We start from the raw sequence: 15,681 nt of genomic DNA, 5'->3' as shown, positions 1-15,681 counted from the left end.
TACCTGAGATTGATATAAATCAATATGATGACCGACTGCATTTTTGTTTAAATTAAATGAGTGCTTAAATGAGGGGCAGCTCCAAATTAAAGTTGCTTAATTTTTTACTGGTGAGTCAAAGAGATTCGCGTGTCTGATTGAGTTAGTTGAAAAAGCCTTGAGCCTTACACTCAACACTTTTCCCTGCCTACCATCAAAAATGAAATATCAAAGCGAGTTGCGACCCGATATGGGATATCAAGCACTTGCGTTGAGGCATGAATGCCGTGTCGCAATATCTCGGTATAATCGTCTAAAATTTCACTTGAGTGCTAGTGCTGAGCAGGACGTCGATGGGGTTTCAAAGGGCAGTGCGGTGATATGGAGCCCTTTAGGGGCAGTAGCCATCACCGCAATAGAATCAGCCCTGTATTACTGAGGAGAATTCTCCCATGGGTTTTTGGGTGGAGTATGTCCTTTATCCATGTTGGTTCGTTGCTTATGTGGCTTTTTCTTCTCGTTATAGCCACTTTTATCCTTATGCACTGGTCTATGCGCAGGTGCTTGGCCAGCAACCAACACTTTAGGCGCTCTTTGCAGCCGTTTAAGCTAGTCCGGTAGGTAGTTACTTCGCAACACCAAGTGTCCGAGCTTTTTTAATTTTGTCGGTTGATATACGGTGCTCTAATGGTTGTAAAGTCATGGCAATTAGAGCACAGGTTTACTTCAATGGGTATTATACTTTTAACCTTGCCAATTGATCGTTAACCTCATTAATCAGCTCGGTAGACTCAAGGCTCAATTGATTGAGGGCATTACCCAGTGCTGCTAATTGGACACTAGTATCCGATATTTCCACTAGACGCTGGCTAATATCTTCACTGACCTGACTTTGCTCTTCTGCGGCGGTGGCTACTTGAATAGTGCTTTCACTAATGGTGTTGATGTTGTCCAGAGTCGCATTGAGCATAGTGTAGCTTTCGGTAGTTTTGTCGACGGTGTCAACCACTGAGCCTTGAATATGCTCAAGTGCGCCAACGGCATGGCTAACATCTTGTTGCAAGTTGGTAATTAGGCTACTGATTTCCTCTGTTGAGCTTTGCGTGCGGCTGGCTAAGCTGCGCACTTCGTCGGCAACCACGGCAAAGCCTCGACCTTGTTCACCTGCCCGCGCGGCTTCTATTGCAGCATTGAGAGCAAGCAAGTTAGTTTGCTCGGCGATTGCTTGAATCGTTGATACGATACCTGTGATTTCTTGACTGCGATTGGCCACTTGAGACACTTGTAGAGCTGTTGAGTCCATGGTGTTTGCCAATTCGTTTACTTCGTCGACATTGTTTTTCAATGATTGCTGAGTTGACGTTAACGACTCTATTGCCTGATTAGCTCCTGTCGCTGTACTTGAAGCCAAATGCGAGACTTCTGAAGCGGTTGCTGACATTTCGTGTACTGCGGTTGAAATGCTATCTAAGTTCACTTTTTGGCTATCGGTATCGCTTTCTACGTTTTTCGCTTTTTGCTCCAAAATTACAAACTGTTCAGCAAGGTGCTGTGAATTGGTTTTTAAATGAGAGATCATATCGGCCAATTTGATAATAAAACTGTTTAAGCCATTGGCGAGCTTAATCAATTCCTGATGACTGTGCACTTCAACTTTTTGCGTTAAATCGCCCTCATTAGAAGCAAGGTTTTGAATTGACCCAGATACTTTGGCGATGGGGGTCACGATAGAGCGAGCTAACATAATAGCAGCGAAAATACTCAAGCCAGCTAAAAAGAGCAAAAATACAATATACTCAGTCATAACTGCTATGTAGTTACTGTTTGCTTGTGCTTTGAGTTTGTTAACTGGTGCTAACGCAATATCTTTTTTTAGACTAACAATAAGCTGCCATTGGGTGTTAGTGCTGGACAGTTGTATCGGCACTGTGACATGCCAGACATCACCACTGGTGTTAAGAGAGTTATTTGGGTTAGTGGCTGTACTGTTCAGGCTGTTTTCAAATTCATTGAGCTTTTTACCCAAGTGATCTTTATAGGCATTTGATGCCACCAAAAACTGGTTTTGGCTAATAAGGCTTATGGTTGATTGGCCATCGAATAGGTCTTTGGCCTGCTGTGTAATCCACTGTTGCAGAATGGGTAGGTTAATATCTACACCAACTATTCCTCTGAATTGACCGTTGACATTTACAGGTGCACTTAGGGTTGTCATCAGCACTTTACTACCGTTGTCTAACTCGTATAAATAAGGATCTAATATACATGGTTTGTTGGTATCACGAGAGCATAAGTACCATTCAAACTCTCTAATGCCATAACGGTTTAAACTAGTGCCGTATTTGAACCTTGATGTCTCCGTTGGGCTGTAAACAAGTTCATTGCCATCGCGGTAATAGTACAACTCTAGACCGCCCTCGGCTTTACTGCTGTGTGCTGTATTACCAATGTTTTCGCTATCTTTGCCGTCATACCCATTGCTTTCAAAATGGGTATACAAGGCACTTAAATTTGGATTTGCCGTTAAAAAAGATTCACTTAGTGCTTTAATTCGAGCACGTGCCATGGGACTATTCGGTATGGCACTGTCAGATAATATTCTGGCGAACGAAGCAGGTGTGCTGTAACTAAGATTAAGCAGGGCTTTAATTTTTTCTCCTGCTTGTTCACCTGAAGCTTGCATATTGGCGGTGATTGAGTTTTTTAGTTCCTGCTCCATTTTTTGCAGTTGTTGCTCTGATACCTGCTCTAATGACGAGAGAGCCAACCAGGCGGCAGGCAATAAACAGAAAATTGATAGCAAAATAAAAGCAATAATAAGCTTTAATTTTAAACTGCTAGAAGTAAAACTCATATTATTGACCTCGAAGTGCTTGTTAATGCCCATATTGGCTAATCAATGTAAAATATTTTTTATTCTTGGTAAATTCAATATGTTAAAAAGTTTTCACCCAACTCACAGCAAATATAGTATCGTCGTCGCCAGCTTCTTCATCCGCTTTGGAAATCGTCAAGGTGAACTCTCCTTTACTAATATCGGCTTGAAAATGACCATAGTCTAAGTCACTGTCGGCATCAAAAGTATAATAGCCATAGGTTAAGCCTAAGTTGAACTCTTCTGGTAAAGAGAGGTTGTAGCCGATACTGTAGTATAAATCTCCGCTGTCAAAGGGCTGCCCTTTTTCTACTTGGCTATAAACTGTATATGCTAAACCAAAGTTAAAGTCAGCATAACTGCCGTTAAAGTAAGCTTCACCAAAATTAGAATCTTCAAAACCCGTCGTTGGGTAAGCAAACAAGGCATAACCAATATCGTAACTAACAGCACCAATGGTATTTGTGTAACCTAAAAAATAGTCAGTCTCAGTTCCGTTTTTTTGCTGACCATCTGAGCCAAAGTCTATCGAGCTCAACCAGATGCCAGCATAGAAACCGCTAGTGTGGTTATAGTTGATACCGCCAGAGATGGCTGCATCATTGGCACTTTGTGTAACACCGCGAAAAATGTAATTACTGGTAACGCCAATGTTGGTGGAGAGTTCAGCATTCGCATGAGCTGAGAATATTGTTCCAGCAAGAATGACTGATAATAATTTACTTTTCATGTTGATCCCTTTTCATCATATTCGCAATTGTTAGTGCATATTTTGAATGGCCGGCATTATCCTTAATGAGCGCTAGGGTGTAAACGAATTAACTGAATTAAATGGGGTCAGATCCAAATTAAAAATAAATTTTTTGAGTCAACGTTCAGGCCACACGTCCTTATGCTAATTGAACTTTAATGGTTTTCCCTGCCTACCATCAAAAATGAAATATCAAAGCGAGTTGCGACCCGATATGGGATATCAAGCACTTGCGTTGAGGCATGAATGCCGTGTCGCAATATCTCGGTATAATCGTCTAAAATTTCACTTGAGTGCTAGTGCTGAGCAGGACGTCGATGGGGTTTCAAAGGGCAGTGCGGTGATATGGAGCCCTTTAGGGGCAGTAGCCATCACCGCAATAGAATCAGCCCTGTATTACTGAGGAGAATTCTCCCATGGGTTTTTGGGTGGAGTATGTCCTTTATCCATGTTGGTTCGTTGCTTATGCGGTTTTTTCTTGTCGTTATAGCCACTTTTAACCTTATGCACAGGTCTGGGCGCAGGTGCTTGGCCAGCAATTAACACTTTAGGCGCTCTTGGCTTTTGATGAGCAGGAATTATCCTGTCTCTTGGCGGGATTTCAAATTGATCATCCGGTGCTTTGGGCAGGTTTTTAAATTCGTATAAATAGAAACGCTCTATTTTTTCTCGCGCCCATTCGGTCTTTTTAAAAAACTTAACACTAGACTCCATACTTGGGTTGTTTTTAAAACAGTTAATTCGCGTATATTCGGCCAATATTTCCCACCCGTAGTGCGATATTAACTCTGCTAATAATGTTTCGAGTTTCAAACCGTGTAATGGATTATTTTCGTAAATTGACTGTTCGCTCATGAAAGTGACTAATTGATAAAAACTAACGCTATTATAATGGCTAATCGCTTCATTCGAAAATCAGCTAGCAGCATAAATGGCAGCAGATCGGCATTAAAGGTGCTGTTTCTCGGTGCTGATTGGGCTTGGCTCTGCTGCTAAGCGGGCTTTAGGCAAACCAAAATTTTAGTTTTCTATTGATATAAAAAATTCGATCTTAGATTCGCATAATAAGTGCAATTTCTCAGGTTAGGTGGCCAGCTGTTATAGTTCGGCTACTTTCTCGCCAAAGGAAATAGCCTTATGAACTACAAACAGCTGACACAAGCTGAACGATACCAGATTTACGCTTTGTTAAAAGCAAAACATAGTCAAAAAGAGATAGCTGAAATTTTAGAGCGCAGTCCGTCATCCATTTCACGCGAGATACGACGCAATAAAGGATTGAGGGGCTATCGACCAAAACAAGCTCACCAATTGGCTAAACAAAGACGTCAATCGGCTACTAAGTCAGTCAAAATCACAGAGCAGGTCCAAGGTTGGATTAAGTGGTTGCTTGAGCAAGACTTTAGCCCAGAGCAAATTACTGGACGGATTAAATTAGAAGAAAAGCTTTCCCTGCACCATGAGAGTATTTACCGCTATATTTATCAGGATAAAGCCCAAGGTGGTCAACTGTATAAATCTCTCACCAGAGCAGGTAAAAAATACCAAAAACGCTATGGCCGCTATAGTAAGCGTGGCCAACTTGTGAACCGTGTCGGTATTGATGAACGCCCAGCGGTAGTTGACACAAAATCTCGTCTTGGTGATTGGGAAGGTGATACTGTTATAGGAAAAGGGCGCCAACACGCCTTTGTCACACTGGTTGAGCGAAAGACACTTTATACCGTTGTTAGGCGTATTGAGAGCAAACATGCTGATATTACAGCAGACGCTATCATTGATAGTGTTATGCCACTCAAAGAAAAGGTACTGACGATTACCTTCGATAATGGTAAAGAATTTGCTCAACATGAGCGAATTGCTCAAGCGCTAGAAGCGGATGTGTACTTCGCCCACCCTTACGCTTCGTGGGAGCGAGGTATCAATGAGAATACTAACGGTTTACTGCGACGTTACTTTCCCAAAGGCACAGACTTTATGGCGCTTAGTGAAGAAGAAATTCAGGCGGCAGTTGATAAGCTCAATCACCGCCCAAGAAAGACAAGAGGTTATAAAACACCTTATGAATTATTTACCGGTCAGCCAGAGAAATTAGTGGCTGCATAAACGATTGCACTTATTAGTTGAATTCAAGGATATAAAAAATCCGCAGCCCGTTAAGGTTGCGGATTTTCAGTCGTTGATGAGCAAATTGATGTGCAATAAGTACAACGTTACTTTTTAGCCGCTTTTGCTTTCGCTTTTTCCCAGCTTACGTCAGCGTTACTAATGTAGTAAGAAGTATTTTCCAGCCAAGTGTCACGAACGCTTGGTGTGTTGTTTAGGTACAGTTTACCGTCAACTAAACTAAAGGCTTCTGGGTCTGAATCAATAATAAAACCGTTCGATAGGCCGTATGCGCAGTAGCCGCCGTATTGCGGAGCGTATTTTACTGGGTCTGCGTCAAATTTTGCTTTGTTTTCGGCAGACGCAAAGCGCCAAACCGATTCATTGTATAGCGAGGTAAATTGTTCATTACCTTTCACCGCTTTTTCTTCTGTCTGGTAGGCAACCACATCGTAACCGCCAATAGCAGCGCCTTCAAGCGTCAGTACGGGGGTCGATGGCACCGTTGCACATGCTGTTAACAGTAGGGCAAATAACATAGGTATTATTGATACAATTTTACGCATAAGAATTCCTTTAAGATGTAAGTACTTATTTCTAGACCTTGAAAATCGAAAAACCTATTCAAGATTATTAACCAGTTTTGCGTTAACGGTTAATGTTATCGATTTTTAAATGTTAACCTTGCTACCTTTCACCAAACCAAGCGCCTAACGGTGTTTCCTTGATGTTTACGCTTTTGTTGCTTAGTCGAATTCAGTAAACTATTCACCCCTTAAACTGTGCGCCTTAGCACATACCCGTAGGTTCAAAATGAAACGCGTTGTACTGTATATTTCAGATAAATGCCCACATTGTCGCGAGGCAAAAAAGTACTTAGACGACAACAACATTCAATACCGACTCACCAATGCGAAAATGCAGCGGGGCAGGAAAGAGTTAGATGCTATTGGTGCACGCTCTGTCCCCGTAATCAAAATCGGCAATGAGGTGATGATCGGCTGGAACCTGAAGAACTTTAAAAAACTGTATGGTAGCCATTAAACCTTAGCCAAAGTGGTTTGTCGCTAAGGTTAACATCAGTGATGTCCTTGTCTGCGCAATAAAATGCACATAATACCAATTGAAATAACTACTTAATCATTCAGCGAGAATTAAAAGGCTTAGAGGCAAGGCATTAATTGCAGAGAATGGTCGCTCCCTTGTCAAAATTAATAACGCAGCATATGAGCCTTTTAAACTCGCCCTTTGGGAGCGTGGCAGCGTCGCGATAACTACGCCAAATTGATGAGATGTAGAACAACTATATCAACAAAAATTTGGCTTGTTCTCCCACCGCTGACAGCGCTCTGAATTGATCAATTAATTAATTCAATTGGTATAAGCCACCTGCTTGTGTGCATTTTTCAATTTTAAGTGACTCGTACTTGCTAAGACGGGCTTGGTGAGCCGAAACTGCAATCAGGGTGAGAGCGTTTAAATACCTCTTTACGCCAAACTTGGCGGTTTTCATCGGTAATGACTTCTTTACTGAGCGGATAAATTAATAGCAAGTAGTCACCAGTTTCCATGTCTTGTTCGCTAAATGTTGGTTGCTCAGGGTTATTCACTAGCACTGGTTGAATCACGGCAAGTTTGTCGTTGCGCAGGCGTTTTAGCCGTTCGACTGTCCCTAACCCTGATGCTGAATGAAAATGCCCGTTAAGGTGGACGACTTTATGGCTCGAATTTGCTTGCATCGCAAGGTGTATCGACTCTGCCATGGTGTCGTCTCGCACTATTTGAGCATGGTAACTGTTCAGTGTTCTTTGGCTAATGTTTTCGCTGCTGCCATGGCTCATAGCGCCGGTAAACTTTTCAAAATAAGCGCCGTGATTAGGTGTGTAAAATGAGGCTGCCACCTGATTTTTACGATTGTTGGGCAGTTTTTTCAACACATCGAGCCCATGGCGACCCGTGCAAACAACGGTATCTTTAGGGGCATTTGCTGCAATTACCGGTAAGCCTCGTTTTTTTGCCATTTCCACCATAGGCCGGTAACTGGTGCGATAGTTGTCCCATGCGCGGCCATAATGTCTCAGCGCCCACTCGCCAATATTCCCAGCAAGATAGGCGTCTAATGTCGCTTGAGTGTCACGCTCAAACTGCTCCATTGACAGAATCACGCGATCTCCTTGAGACAGCATTTTCTGATAAATAAGCGTTTGCGCCAAGTGATTACCCGGGTGCCGATGGTTCTCTCCGATAAAGACGACATTGTAGTCAAGCAAACCACCGTGCTCTTGCCCTAGGTGTACCGCCTTGGGTATGTCTTGACGAACATCAATTAACTGAAATTCAAACATGTTGGATAGTGGCGTTGATGATTGCCAGCCATTGGCCGTGCGCGTTAGTGTGGCTTGGCTGTGTGATGATGAGCGAGCCAAGTTTGGGTCATTGCGGTTTGATTGGCTACTTGGCGAACTTTGCGCTAGCGAAATGGGGAGTGTTGAGCTGCATGCGATAAGCGATAGCGCCACCATCGCAGCACTTAGCATAGTCATATTTTTCACTGTGATACCTAAAAAACACCTTTAATTTTGGCATAGGATAGCGACAAAACGCCCAGATGAAAACAAGAATTATTATTATCTGGGGGTTGTGCTTTCACGAGTTCACACCGCGATGGCGTTATCAAACTCTATGATTTACTTTATTATTTTTATATTAAATCGTAATTTCGAGACCTTCACAAAGTGAAGGGGGCTTGCCTAATTTTTGTAGGTGTTTGAAGCTTGCAAGGGAAAGTGTATCTTGGATAAAAACGCTTTAGGACGAGACAAAGAAAAAGGGAGCCTATTGCTAGGCTCCCTTAAATTCGATTTAGCTTTAGCTTTAGCTGAGCTAAAGGTGATTATTTCGCTGGCGCTTCGCTTTCTTTAGCACCTTTCTTGTACTTTTCAAACCAGGCTAATGTATGCTCAATTTTGGCAATCATGCGCGAAGGTTTGCCAGCGATACCATGAGGGGAGCCAGGCACTTTAACTAGTACCGTATCTACTTTAAGTAGTTTTAGCGCTTGGTAAAACTGCTCGGTTTCTGCCATGGGAGTGCGCAAGTCTTCCTCACCTGTGATCAACATGGTGGGTGTGGTGACATTGCCGACAAGTGACATTGGCGAGCGTTGCCAGTAATGCTCAACGTGCTCCCAAGGCAAACCCGGGAACTGCGTTGGGATTTGGTACAAGCCACTGTCAGCGGTTAACACCTTGCTTAACCAGTTAATCACTGGCTTAGCCACGAGTGCAGCATTAAAGCGATCCGTTAAACCAATCGCGTAGGCCGTGGCGATACCACCAGCCGAGCCGCCAGCAATAAACAGGTTTTGCTCATCAACAAAACCTAGGTCAATCATGGCATCAACACCTGAGTTGTGATCGGCAAAGTCTTCTTTCGAGCTGTACTTGTACTTTAACAGCATGGCAAAGCGTTCGCCGTATGAGCTACTGCCTCTGTGGTTATCGTAAAATACCACGTAGCCTTGCGCTGCAAAGCGTTGCAGTTCCGCAGAAAAATGAGGGCCATAGGCAAGGTGAGGGCCGCCGTGAATTTCAACAATTAATGGGTACTTTTTAGTAGGGTCGAAATTCGGAGGTGTGATGTACCACCCTTGGATTGGCTCGCCATCAAACGATGATTTGTAGTTAATTTCGTGTACTTCCCCTAAGGTTTTATGTGCCAGTAAATCTTCATTGAGTTGTGTGATTGGGGTTACTTTACCTTTTTTCGACACCACTGCAACATCAGCAGGGCGCAGTGTATTGCCGTGCGTGAAGGCGATAGTGCCAGAGCTGTTGGCGTCAAATTGGCCACTGATGTATGGGCGCCCTAAGGTGGTGCCCGTAACCGTGTCAGTGAGGTCTTTGATCTTACCTTTGGTGGTGATAGTGGCGATTTTGCGTCTGCCAAAGTCGTCGTAGCTAAAAGCGAGTTGCGATGAAGAAAGCCATTTAGGGTTTTGAATAGAGCGGTCAAAGTCTTGCGCAAGCATTTTGGCCGATTTATCAGCCCAATTCATTAAGTTTAGTTTGGCATTGCGGTATGGGTTTGGCGCATTCGAAGTTGATAAAAACGCTAAGCTTTTGCCGTTGTCAGAAAATTCTGGGTTAAACTCTCGACCGGGGGCATTGGTTAATTGGCTTAGCTCGCCGTCAGCCACATGTACCGCAAATAAATCGCCCTCTAAGCGTTTGTATTCCCAGTCTTCACTGCGGTTAGCGGAGAAAATAATTTGCTTGCCATCTTGGCTCCATTCCAGCTTACCGCTGTGATGAAAATTACCACTCGTAAGCTGTCTTGGCGTACCGCCATCGGTTGGGATAACGAAAATTTGTTGGTAGCCAGGTTCAACTAGCCCTTTACCGTCTGTCTGGTAATAGGCTTGGTCGATCACCGTCACTGGCTTTGACCATTTCGCGCCTTTGGGCTTTTTCGGCATTTTTACCAGTGAGGTTCGCTTGTCTTTCACCTTGTGGTGAAAAGCAAACCATTGGCCGTTGGGTGACCAAGTTAAGTTGCTAATATTACCTTGAATTTGGCTTACGAGTGCGGTGCGATTTTCTTCAAGGTAATGCACATGTATTTGGCTAGAGCCGGTGAGGTTACTGATAAAAGCGATGCGTGTACTGTCAGGCGACCAAATTGGGGAAGAATACTGCTTGTCGTCGGAAAACAAAGGAACCTGCGTTTTTGAATCGACATCCACTAACCACAGGTTTCTGTTTTTACCATCGGTCATAATATCGTTTGAATTGCGAATATACACTAGCTGTTCGCCATCAGGTGACACTTGTATGTTGCTGGCATACTCGAGCGAAAAGATATCTTCTGCGGTAAAGGTGTTACTTGCCAAAACGGCAGGCGAAGCCACCATTGATAAGGCAAATGCAATTTTACCTAGCTTGTTAACCATGTTGTTACTCCAATCGTTTTTCTTCTTCGTTTTTACTGCTTTAAGACTTTGCACTAAGCTTATCGGTCAAATATGCCGAGATTCCGAGCTGTGTGCAATGTGAAATCGTTAGTTTGCAGTTAATACCAGTTGAATTAATTAATTGAGCAATTCAGAGCGCTGTCAGCGGTGGGAGAACAAGCCAAATTTTTGTTGATATAGTTATTCTACATCTCATCAATTTGGCGCAGTTATCGCGACGCTGACACGCTCCTAAAGGGCGAGTTTAAAAGGCTCATATGCGGCGTTATTGATTTTGCTTTCCATGTAAAATAAGGGGAACGACCATTCTCTGCAATCAATGCCTTGCCTGCATGGAGCATATAGTTTGTGCCTCTGAGCCTTTTAATTCTCGCTGAATGATTAAGTAGTTATTTCAATTGGTATCAGTGTAGATGATTGGAGGCTTTAGTGAAGGCGCTAGCGCGTTAGCGCCTTGGTTTGTTCTTTTTCCACGGATAAAAAGGGAGCGAGCAACAGCTAGTTTAGGCCGATGCCAATCGCTTAAATGCTGGTGTATTACGTTTATTTGAAAGTTCTTTGACTGCCTTTTTAAATTCACCGCGCAGATGAGATTTTAAGTGCTGCGTTACTTGTTTTACCTCAATGTTTTTTAGTACCGTAAACAGTGCGAGGCAGTACACCATTTCATTTTCTGGTAGGGCGACTTCGCGATTAGCATATTTGTTGTAACAACTGCCACAGCCCCCTTTAAACTGGTACGCGGTGTTGGCGAACATAACGCCAAAGCCCAAAAAGCTTGCCATTAAATCGATAGCTTGCGGTAAGAATTTTTCTCCGCCTGGCGGCTCAATACCTTTTTGTGCAATGAGAATTGCGGCAAAAGCTTGGGCATAAGAAGCGACCAAGTCTTGTGGCTGATTGATTTGATTCGGGTTGTAGCTAACATAAATGTGGTTATGTACATTGGCATTCGCGGTTTGGCTAAAATCTTGAGTGAACACTTGTACTGTGTCGCCGCGTATTGCTTCACCAAATTGTAACTTAGGCATTTGCTGATATTGTGGATTTTGGTGATAAGCGGCTGGCGAAATTAGTTTTATCGGCCAATTTTTCATACCGGCATACGCTAACGTTTTTTCAAAAACTGAGGCTGCCATTTCTTCGACACTGGAGACTCTACCGGGGTAAAATTCACTGGTTGGTAAGACGAGCTGGCTATTTGTTTTAAACTCTTGTGCGTCAAAGTGGGTCAGTGCCCATTGGTAGCTATCGATGATCCAATGAGTGGTTGATTCGTCTAGCAAGGGTTTAGATTGAAATAGTGATAACAGCATAGGGTAATTTTTTGAAAACTCGCTTTTGAGGTGGATAAACTAGCACTTTACTTTAGTTAAAGCTACGTAACGCTACGTTAGTTCGTTTCGCTAAGCCGCAGAGCCAAAGTGATTGGTGGATTGACTCACTAGACCGAGAAATTCGCCAATGTATTCACTAATGCATTCACCATTTTAATTATTAGCAACGCACTTGCCGGCGAAAACTAATAAAAAGACCTAACAATGGCAATCACTGCGGTAATGGTACTAAGTACGAGTATCCAGCGCTGGGCTAAATGTGCTTTCACTAGTCCTTGTGCTTTGGTTGACGCGTAAAGGCCAAGCGCTACGCCCGGCGTTGCAATCACCACTACTTTAAGGGTCGTTAACGTGATTTCGCCAATACTGGCCAGTGTGATAATGGCCACTACATTAAGAAAGAGAAAAAATGCCGTGAGATTAGCAATGATATTTTTAATCGCACCGTGTTGGTAAAGCAGGGCGATAGGTGGGCCTCCAACCGCAGTTAAGGTCCCCATAAAACCCGAGGTGAAGCCCGCAATCACATTGTTGCGTTTCGTCACTTTAGGCTTAAAACCGAGTAATGAAATAAGTACAGCGGTAAGAATTAGCAGGCCAAAAAAGAGTTCAAATTGGTCTTTTGTGGCAACTTTTAACACTAAACCCGCCAATACAGTACCGACAAAACCACCTTTCATCGCCCATGACACTTGGTCAAACTGTAAATGACGTTTGTCTCGCGCCATCATCATGATCGTGAGTACCGTGGAAATGAGAATCAGTGGTGCAGGTACTAAGCTGGGGCTGATCAGAAAAAGTAAAGGCGCACAAAACATCCCAACGCCATAACCGATAAGCCCTTGCAGTAAGCTACCTAGAAAAACCACTAAGTTGATTAGTAGCAGGGAAATTAAATCGAATTCCATTGGCGTGTGTTGTCTCTCTTTTTCGCTAACTAGCGACTCACGCGTCACTAACTAGCTCTAGTTTGGGCATGGAGTATAACCCATTACCCGCAAAACCACGAAGTAGCAGATGATTGCAGGGTAAGCGGCAATCACCTGCAAACACGCTAAATTATTCAGGATTTATTGCTGAAATATCCACCGATTGGGCAGGGTGACGCTGGCTTACTTGCTGATAAGTCTCGGCGTCGATTGGCACACCCCACTGGCTAAAGTGACGACCTATGTCTTCGCCAATAATATCGCTCAGCAGCTCATACGTTTTGTTGTAACTCGCTTGAAATACGTTGCAAACGTAGGTTTGTTGATCGGGTGTCATTTCTCGGTAACGGCGATTCAGCTGGCGAATAATGTCGAAGCCTTTATCCGGGTAGGCGTGAACTATTTGCATAAAGAACACTAATTTGTCCCAGACATCGGCATCGCGCTCAAAACTGAAATCACTGATCGATTGCAGTTTACCAATGGCATTGGTGTAGCGCTTTTCATGGATAATGCGCGAGCCACCAGTAAATGCTTTCTCTACGTACAAAGAAAAGAGGTTAACGGTTGATTCAATACCAAAGTCTTGGCTCCACAGGCAAAACTGTTGATGATTGTGGCCGATTTCGTGCCAGTTTCCCCAGCCGTTGAGGGCCACAGCATCAAGCTCGTGTAATTGCCAGCCCGGACTGGTCATAATTGGGTAACCTGCATGGGCAAAACCAACAGAAATTTGCTCGTCGGCGACTATACGTTGCTTTAAAGTGGAAGGGCGATGAGGGCCAAAAGTGCTATCAGGCTCAAAGCCCGCTAAGTCACGAATCAGCTCGACAACACGATCAAAAGTTGTCAGTAAGGCAACAGGGTCAGCAATGGTTTGCAGGTGTTGCTTGCTGATGTCGAGCAGCACATTTTTCCCCTCTAACACACCCCAAGGCGCGGCTTGCTGAGCTATGCTAGGCCAGTCTTCCAGTGAATCGCGGCCAAGCTTGAAGTGAGGAGCTGCCACGACATTGCGAAATTCAATTGCGACTTGCGCTGCTAAAGAAACCCTTGATTCAATGATAATTTGGCCACCATATTGGCTACGCAAGCGATTGACACCGGGTGCTAGCGCAATGCGCTGAGTGACATTGCCATAGCGATTTAACTGAAATGCACTGGCAACATTGTGCGAGCTTGCACTGAGCTTGTCGGTATGCACGTTAACTAAGGCGAATAAGCCCTGTTGGTTCGTTGAAGATAGGTTGGCAGTAGGCTGATTCGCTTGGTCACTGCTCCCCGTTGGCAAGACGATTTCAACCACATCACCAGCGCCAGCATATAAGCCGGTACTTACCCAATGTTGGCTTTCTGGCCAACCTGAATGGCGCGGCTCGAAATATTCCCGATCAATGGTAATCACCTTATCAATGCGTCTTGTATTACTTTCAATCTCACCGGGAAACTGGCTGACATCGCGTGGGTAAGGCAGCGGTTTATCGAGTGGTGTGAGTCGGTTTAAGGCGTCTTTAAAACTCTCTAATTTTATTGCCAGATTTTGCCCGCCATCGAGCGCGATAGGGTATTGCGCTGCACCTTGGTCATTTGCGCTGATATAGCGTTGTACAATACTAGGCACTACCCATTGCTGGTTAAGTTGGCTGTGGCTTGGATATAAAATGACAGCGGTATTGTGTTGATCAAAATCAATGGCGAAGCCAGATTGGGTAAATTGATCATTTGCATAGTGCCATTGTTGTCTGGTCTCATCGCGACAGTCTTCCATAATCAAGTTAATCCCAAGGCTCGCTAAGCACTGGCTTGATTCACAGTTGATCACTTGCTGTGTTTCAGGTTGATAACGCCATCGCTGTGCTTTCGCACTGTGCGAGCAGTTCGACAAACTAGCCTGATTGCTTTGCTGTGTAATGCAAAGCTCAGCATTGGCTGCACTTGCGATCAATTGGTTGTCAAACTTGCTACTTTGATCTGTTGGTGGTTCAACGGGCGGCTCTGTTGGTGGTTCAACGGGCGGCTCTGTTGGCGGTTCAACGGGTGGCTCTGTTGGCGGTTCAACGGGCGGCTCTGTTGGTGGTTCAACGGGCGGCTCTGTTGGTGGTTCAACGGGTGGCTCTGTTGGTGGTTCAACAGGTGGCTGAACTGGCGGTGTTACCTCGGCACTGCTTGAACCACCACCGCAACCGGCAACCGTAACTGCGATCAGTAAACTCGCCAGGTAGTGTCGTTTATTTTTTGAGACTAAATGACCACTTGTTATGCGGCTTTTATCGGCGTGCGAGTCTTTACTGGGGGAGAAAAAACGCTGAATCATTTTGTTGAGGCACCAATAGCTATCTGCGTTATTAACCAAAGGCTAATGACAAGGGAGGCAAAATTTTGCGCTATCTTACCTGATAAAATTTTAACCGTATTGCCGGGTTACAAATTTATGCAATTGTTCACAAAATAATGGGCTTTATCGAGGCTCGCAGTGATGAATGAGGGAAAGAGGAAGTGTTAGCGCGAAAGAGCAAGAGATACATGGTGCAATAAAAGTGCAACCAATGAACCGTATGTTAGTTGAAATTAAATGAAAGTTTTTTGTGCAAATGACAGTCTAGATGCCGAGCATCAAATTTGGTCGCTTGATTCTCAATAAGGCACTCGCGAGTGGTGTTCCTTATTGACCGTGTTTTTAGTTGCTGCAGACATGCTGTAACCACAGTGTGTTATATGCAACTCAATTGTTT

General features: G+C 44.0%; 11 protein-coding genes. 2 read left to right on the top strand and 9 right to left on the bottom strand.

The genetic code is table 11. The annotated features are described in order from the left end of the window. Positions 1-715 precede the first annotated feature (715 nt). The 3 genes from DXX93_RS12725 to DXX93_RS12710 form a co-directional block, all read right to left on the bottom strand. Positions 716-2,833, bottom strand: a complete 2,118-nt coding sequence (locus DXX93_RS12725; protein WP_181902219.1) for a methyl-accepting chemotaxis protein — start codon at positions 2,831-2,833, stop codon at positions 716-718. 82 nt (positions 2,834-2,915) lie between these two features. Continuing rightward, positions 2,916-3,584, bottom strand: coding sequence for a TorF family putative porin (locus DXX93_RS12720; RefSeq protein ID WP_116008424.1), 669 nt, complete (start codon positions 3,582-3,584; stop codon positions 2,916-2,918). Positions 3,585-4,001: 417 nt separating this feature from the next. After that, positions 4,002-4,460 (bottom strand): VF530 family DNA-binding protein, encoded by a 459-nt coding sequence (locus DXX93_RS12710; protein ID WP_116008422.1) that lies wholly within the window; start codon positions 4,458-4,460, stop codon positions 4,002-4,004. Between the two features lie 282 nt (positions 4,461-4,742). On the opposite strand from DXX93_RS12710, the gene DXX93_RS12705 reads away from it, so the two are divergent. Next, positions 4,743-5,711 carry an IS30 family transposase gene (locus DXX93_RS12705; protein ID WP_116006822.1) on the top strand — a complete coding sequence of 323 codons (969 nt, stop codon included), beginning with the start codon at positions 4,743-4,745 and terminating at the stop codon, positions 5,709-5,711. Between the two features lie 107 nt (positions 5,712-5,818). Here the strand turns inward: DXX93_RS12705 and DXX93_RS12700 are convergent, their stop codons facing one another. Next, entirely contained in the window at positions 5,819-6,277 is a 459-nt protein-coding gene (locus tag DXX93_RS12700) for a YHS domain-containing (seleno)protein (RefSeq protein WP_220347570.1), read from the bottom strand. Between the two features lie 247 nt (positions 6,278-6,524). On the opposite strand from DXX93_RS12700, the gene DXX93_RS12695 reads away from it, so the two are divergent. Continuing rightward, positions 6,525-6,755, top strand: coding sequence for a glutaredoxin family protein (locus DXX93_RS12695; RefSeq protein ID WP_116008420.1), 231 nt, complete (start codon positions 6,525-6,527; stop codon positions 6,753-6,755). 386 nt (positions 6,756-7,141) lie between these two features. On the opposite strand, the gene DXX93_RS12690 is transcribed toward DXX93_RS12695, so the two are convergent. The 5 genes from DXX93_RS12690 to DXX93_RS12670 form a co-directional block, all read right to left on the bottom strand. Beyond that, positions 7,142-8,254 (bottom strand): ChaN family lipoprotein, encoded by a 1,113-nt coding sequence (locus tag DXX93_RS12690; RefSeq protein WP_258872766.1) that lies wholly within the window; start codon positions 8,252-8,254, stop codon positions 7,142-7,144. 350 nt (positions 8,255-8,604) lie between these two features. Then, complete coding sequence (locus DXX93_RS12685; RefSeq protein ID WP_258872765.1) at positions 8,605-10,623, bottom strand: S9 family peptidase; 2,019 nt, start codon at positions 10,621-10,623, stop codon at positions 8,605-8,607. 563 nt (positions 10,624-11,186) lie between these two features. Further along, positions 11,187-11,996 (bottom strand): hypothetical protein, encoded by an 810-nt coding sequence (locus DXX93_RS12680; RefSeq protein ID WP_116009945.1) that lies wholly within the window; start codon positions 11,994-11,996, stop codon positions 11,187-11,189. A 209-nt stretch (positions 11,997-12,205) separates the two neighbouring features. Then, positions 12,206-12,928: a sulfite exporter TauE/SafE family protein gene (locus DXX93_RS12675; RefSeq protein ID WP_116008418.1), complete on the bottom strand. Its 723-nt coding sequence runs from the start codon at positions 12,926-12,928 to the stop codon at positions 12,206-12,208. A gap of 151 nt (positions 12,929-13,079) precedes the next feature. Next, positions 13,080-15,263 (bottom strand): M60 family metallopeptidase, encoded by a 2,184-nt coding sequence (locus tag DXX93_RS12670; RefSeq protein WP_116008417.1) that lies wholly within the window; start codon positions 15,261-15,263, stop codon positions 13,080-13,082. Positions 15,264-15,681: the final 418 nt, after the last annotated feature.

The sequence above is a fragment of the Thalassotalea euphylliae genome (genome assembly GCF_003390335.1).
Lineage (GTDB): Bacteria > Pseudomonadota > Gammaproteobacteria > Enterobacterales > Alteromonadaceae > Thalassotalea_F > Thalassotalea_F euphylliae_B.
The sequence above is the reverse complement of the archived record's forward strand: the minus strand, read 5'-3'. Positions and strand labels throughout refer to the sequence as shown.

Bases quoted from the DNA above. Each gene is read 5' to 3' on its own strand.
- DXX93_RS12720 (WP_116008424.1), bottom strand. From the start codon at position 3,584: ATGAAAAGTAAATTATTATCAGTCATTCTTGCTGGAACAATATTCTCA.
- DXX93_RS12685 (WP_258872765.1), bottom strand. From the start codon at position 10,623: ATGGTGGCTTCGCCTGCCGTTTTGGCAAGTAACACCTTTACCGCAGAA.
- DXX93_RS12670 (WP_116008417.1), bottom strand. From the start codon at position 15,263: ATGATTCAGCGTTTTTTCTCCCCCAGTAAAGACTCGCACGCCGATAAA.
- DXX93_RS12710 (WP_116008422.1), bottom strand. From the start codon at position 4,460: ATGAGCGAACAGTCAATTTACGAAAATAATCCATTACACGGTTTGAAA.
- DXX93_RS12725 (WP_181902219.1), bottom strand. From the start codon at position 2,833: ATGAGTTTTACTTCTAGCAGTTTAAAATTAAAGCTTATTATTGCTTTT.
- DXX93_RS12695 (WP_116008420.1), top strand. From the start codon at position 6,525: ATGAAACGCGTTGTACTGTATATTTCAGATAAATGCCCACATTGTCGC.
- DXX93_RS12690 (WP_258872766.1), bottom strand. From the start codon at position 8,254: ATGACTATGCTAAGTGCTGCGATGGTGGCGCTATCGCTTATCGCATGC.
- DXX93_RS12700 (WP_220347570.1), bottom strand. From the start codon at position 6,277: ATGCGTAAAATTGTATCAATAATACCTATGTTATTTGCCCTACTGTTA.
- DXX93_RS12705 (WP_116006822.1), top strand. From the start codon at position 4,743: ATGAACTACAAACAGCTGACACAAGCTGAACGATACCAGATTTACGCT.
- DXX93_RS12675 (WP_116008418.1), bottom strand. From the start codon at position 12,928: ATGGAATTCGATTTAATTTCCCTGCTACTAATCAACTTAGTGGTTTTT.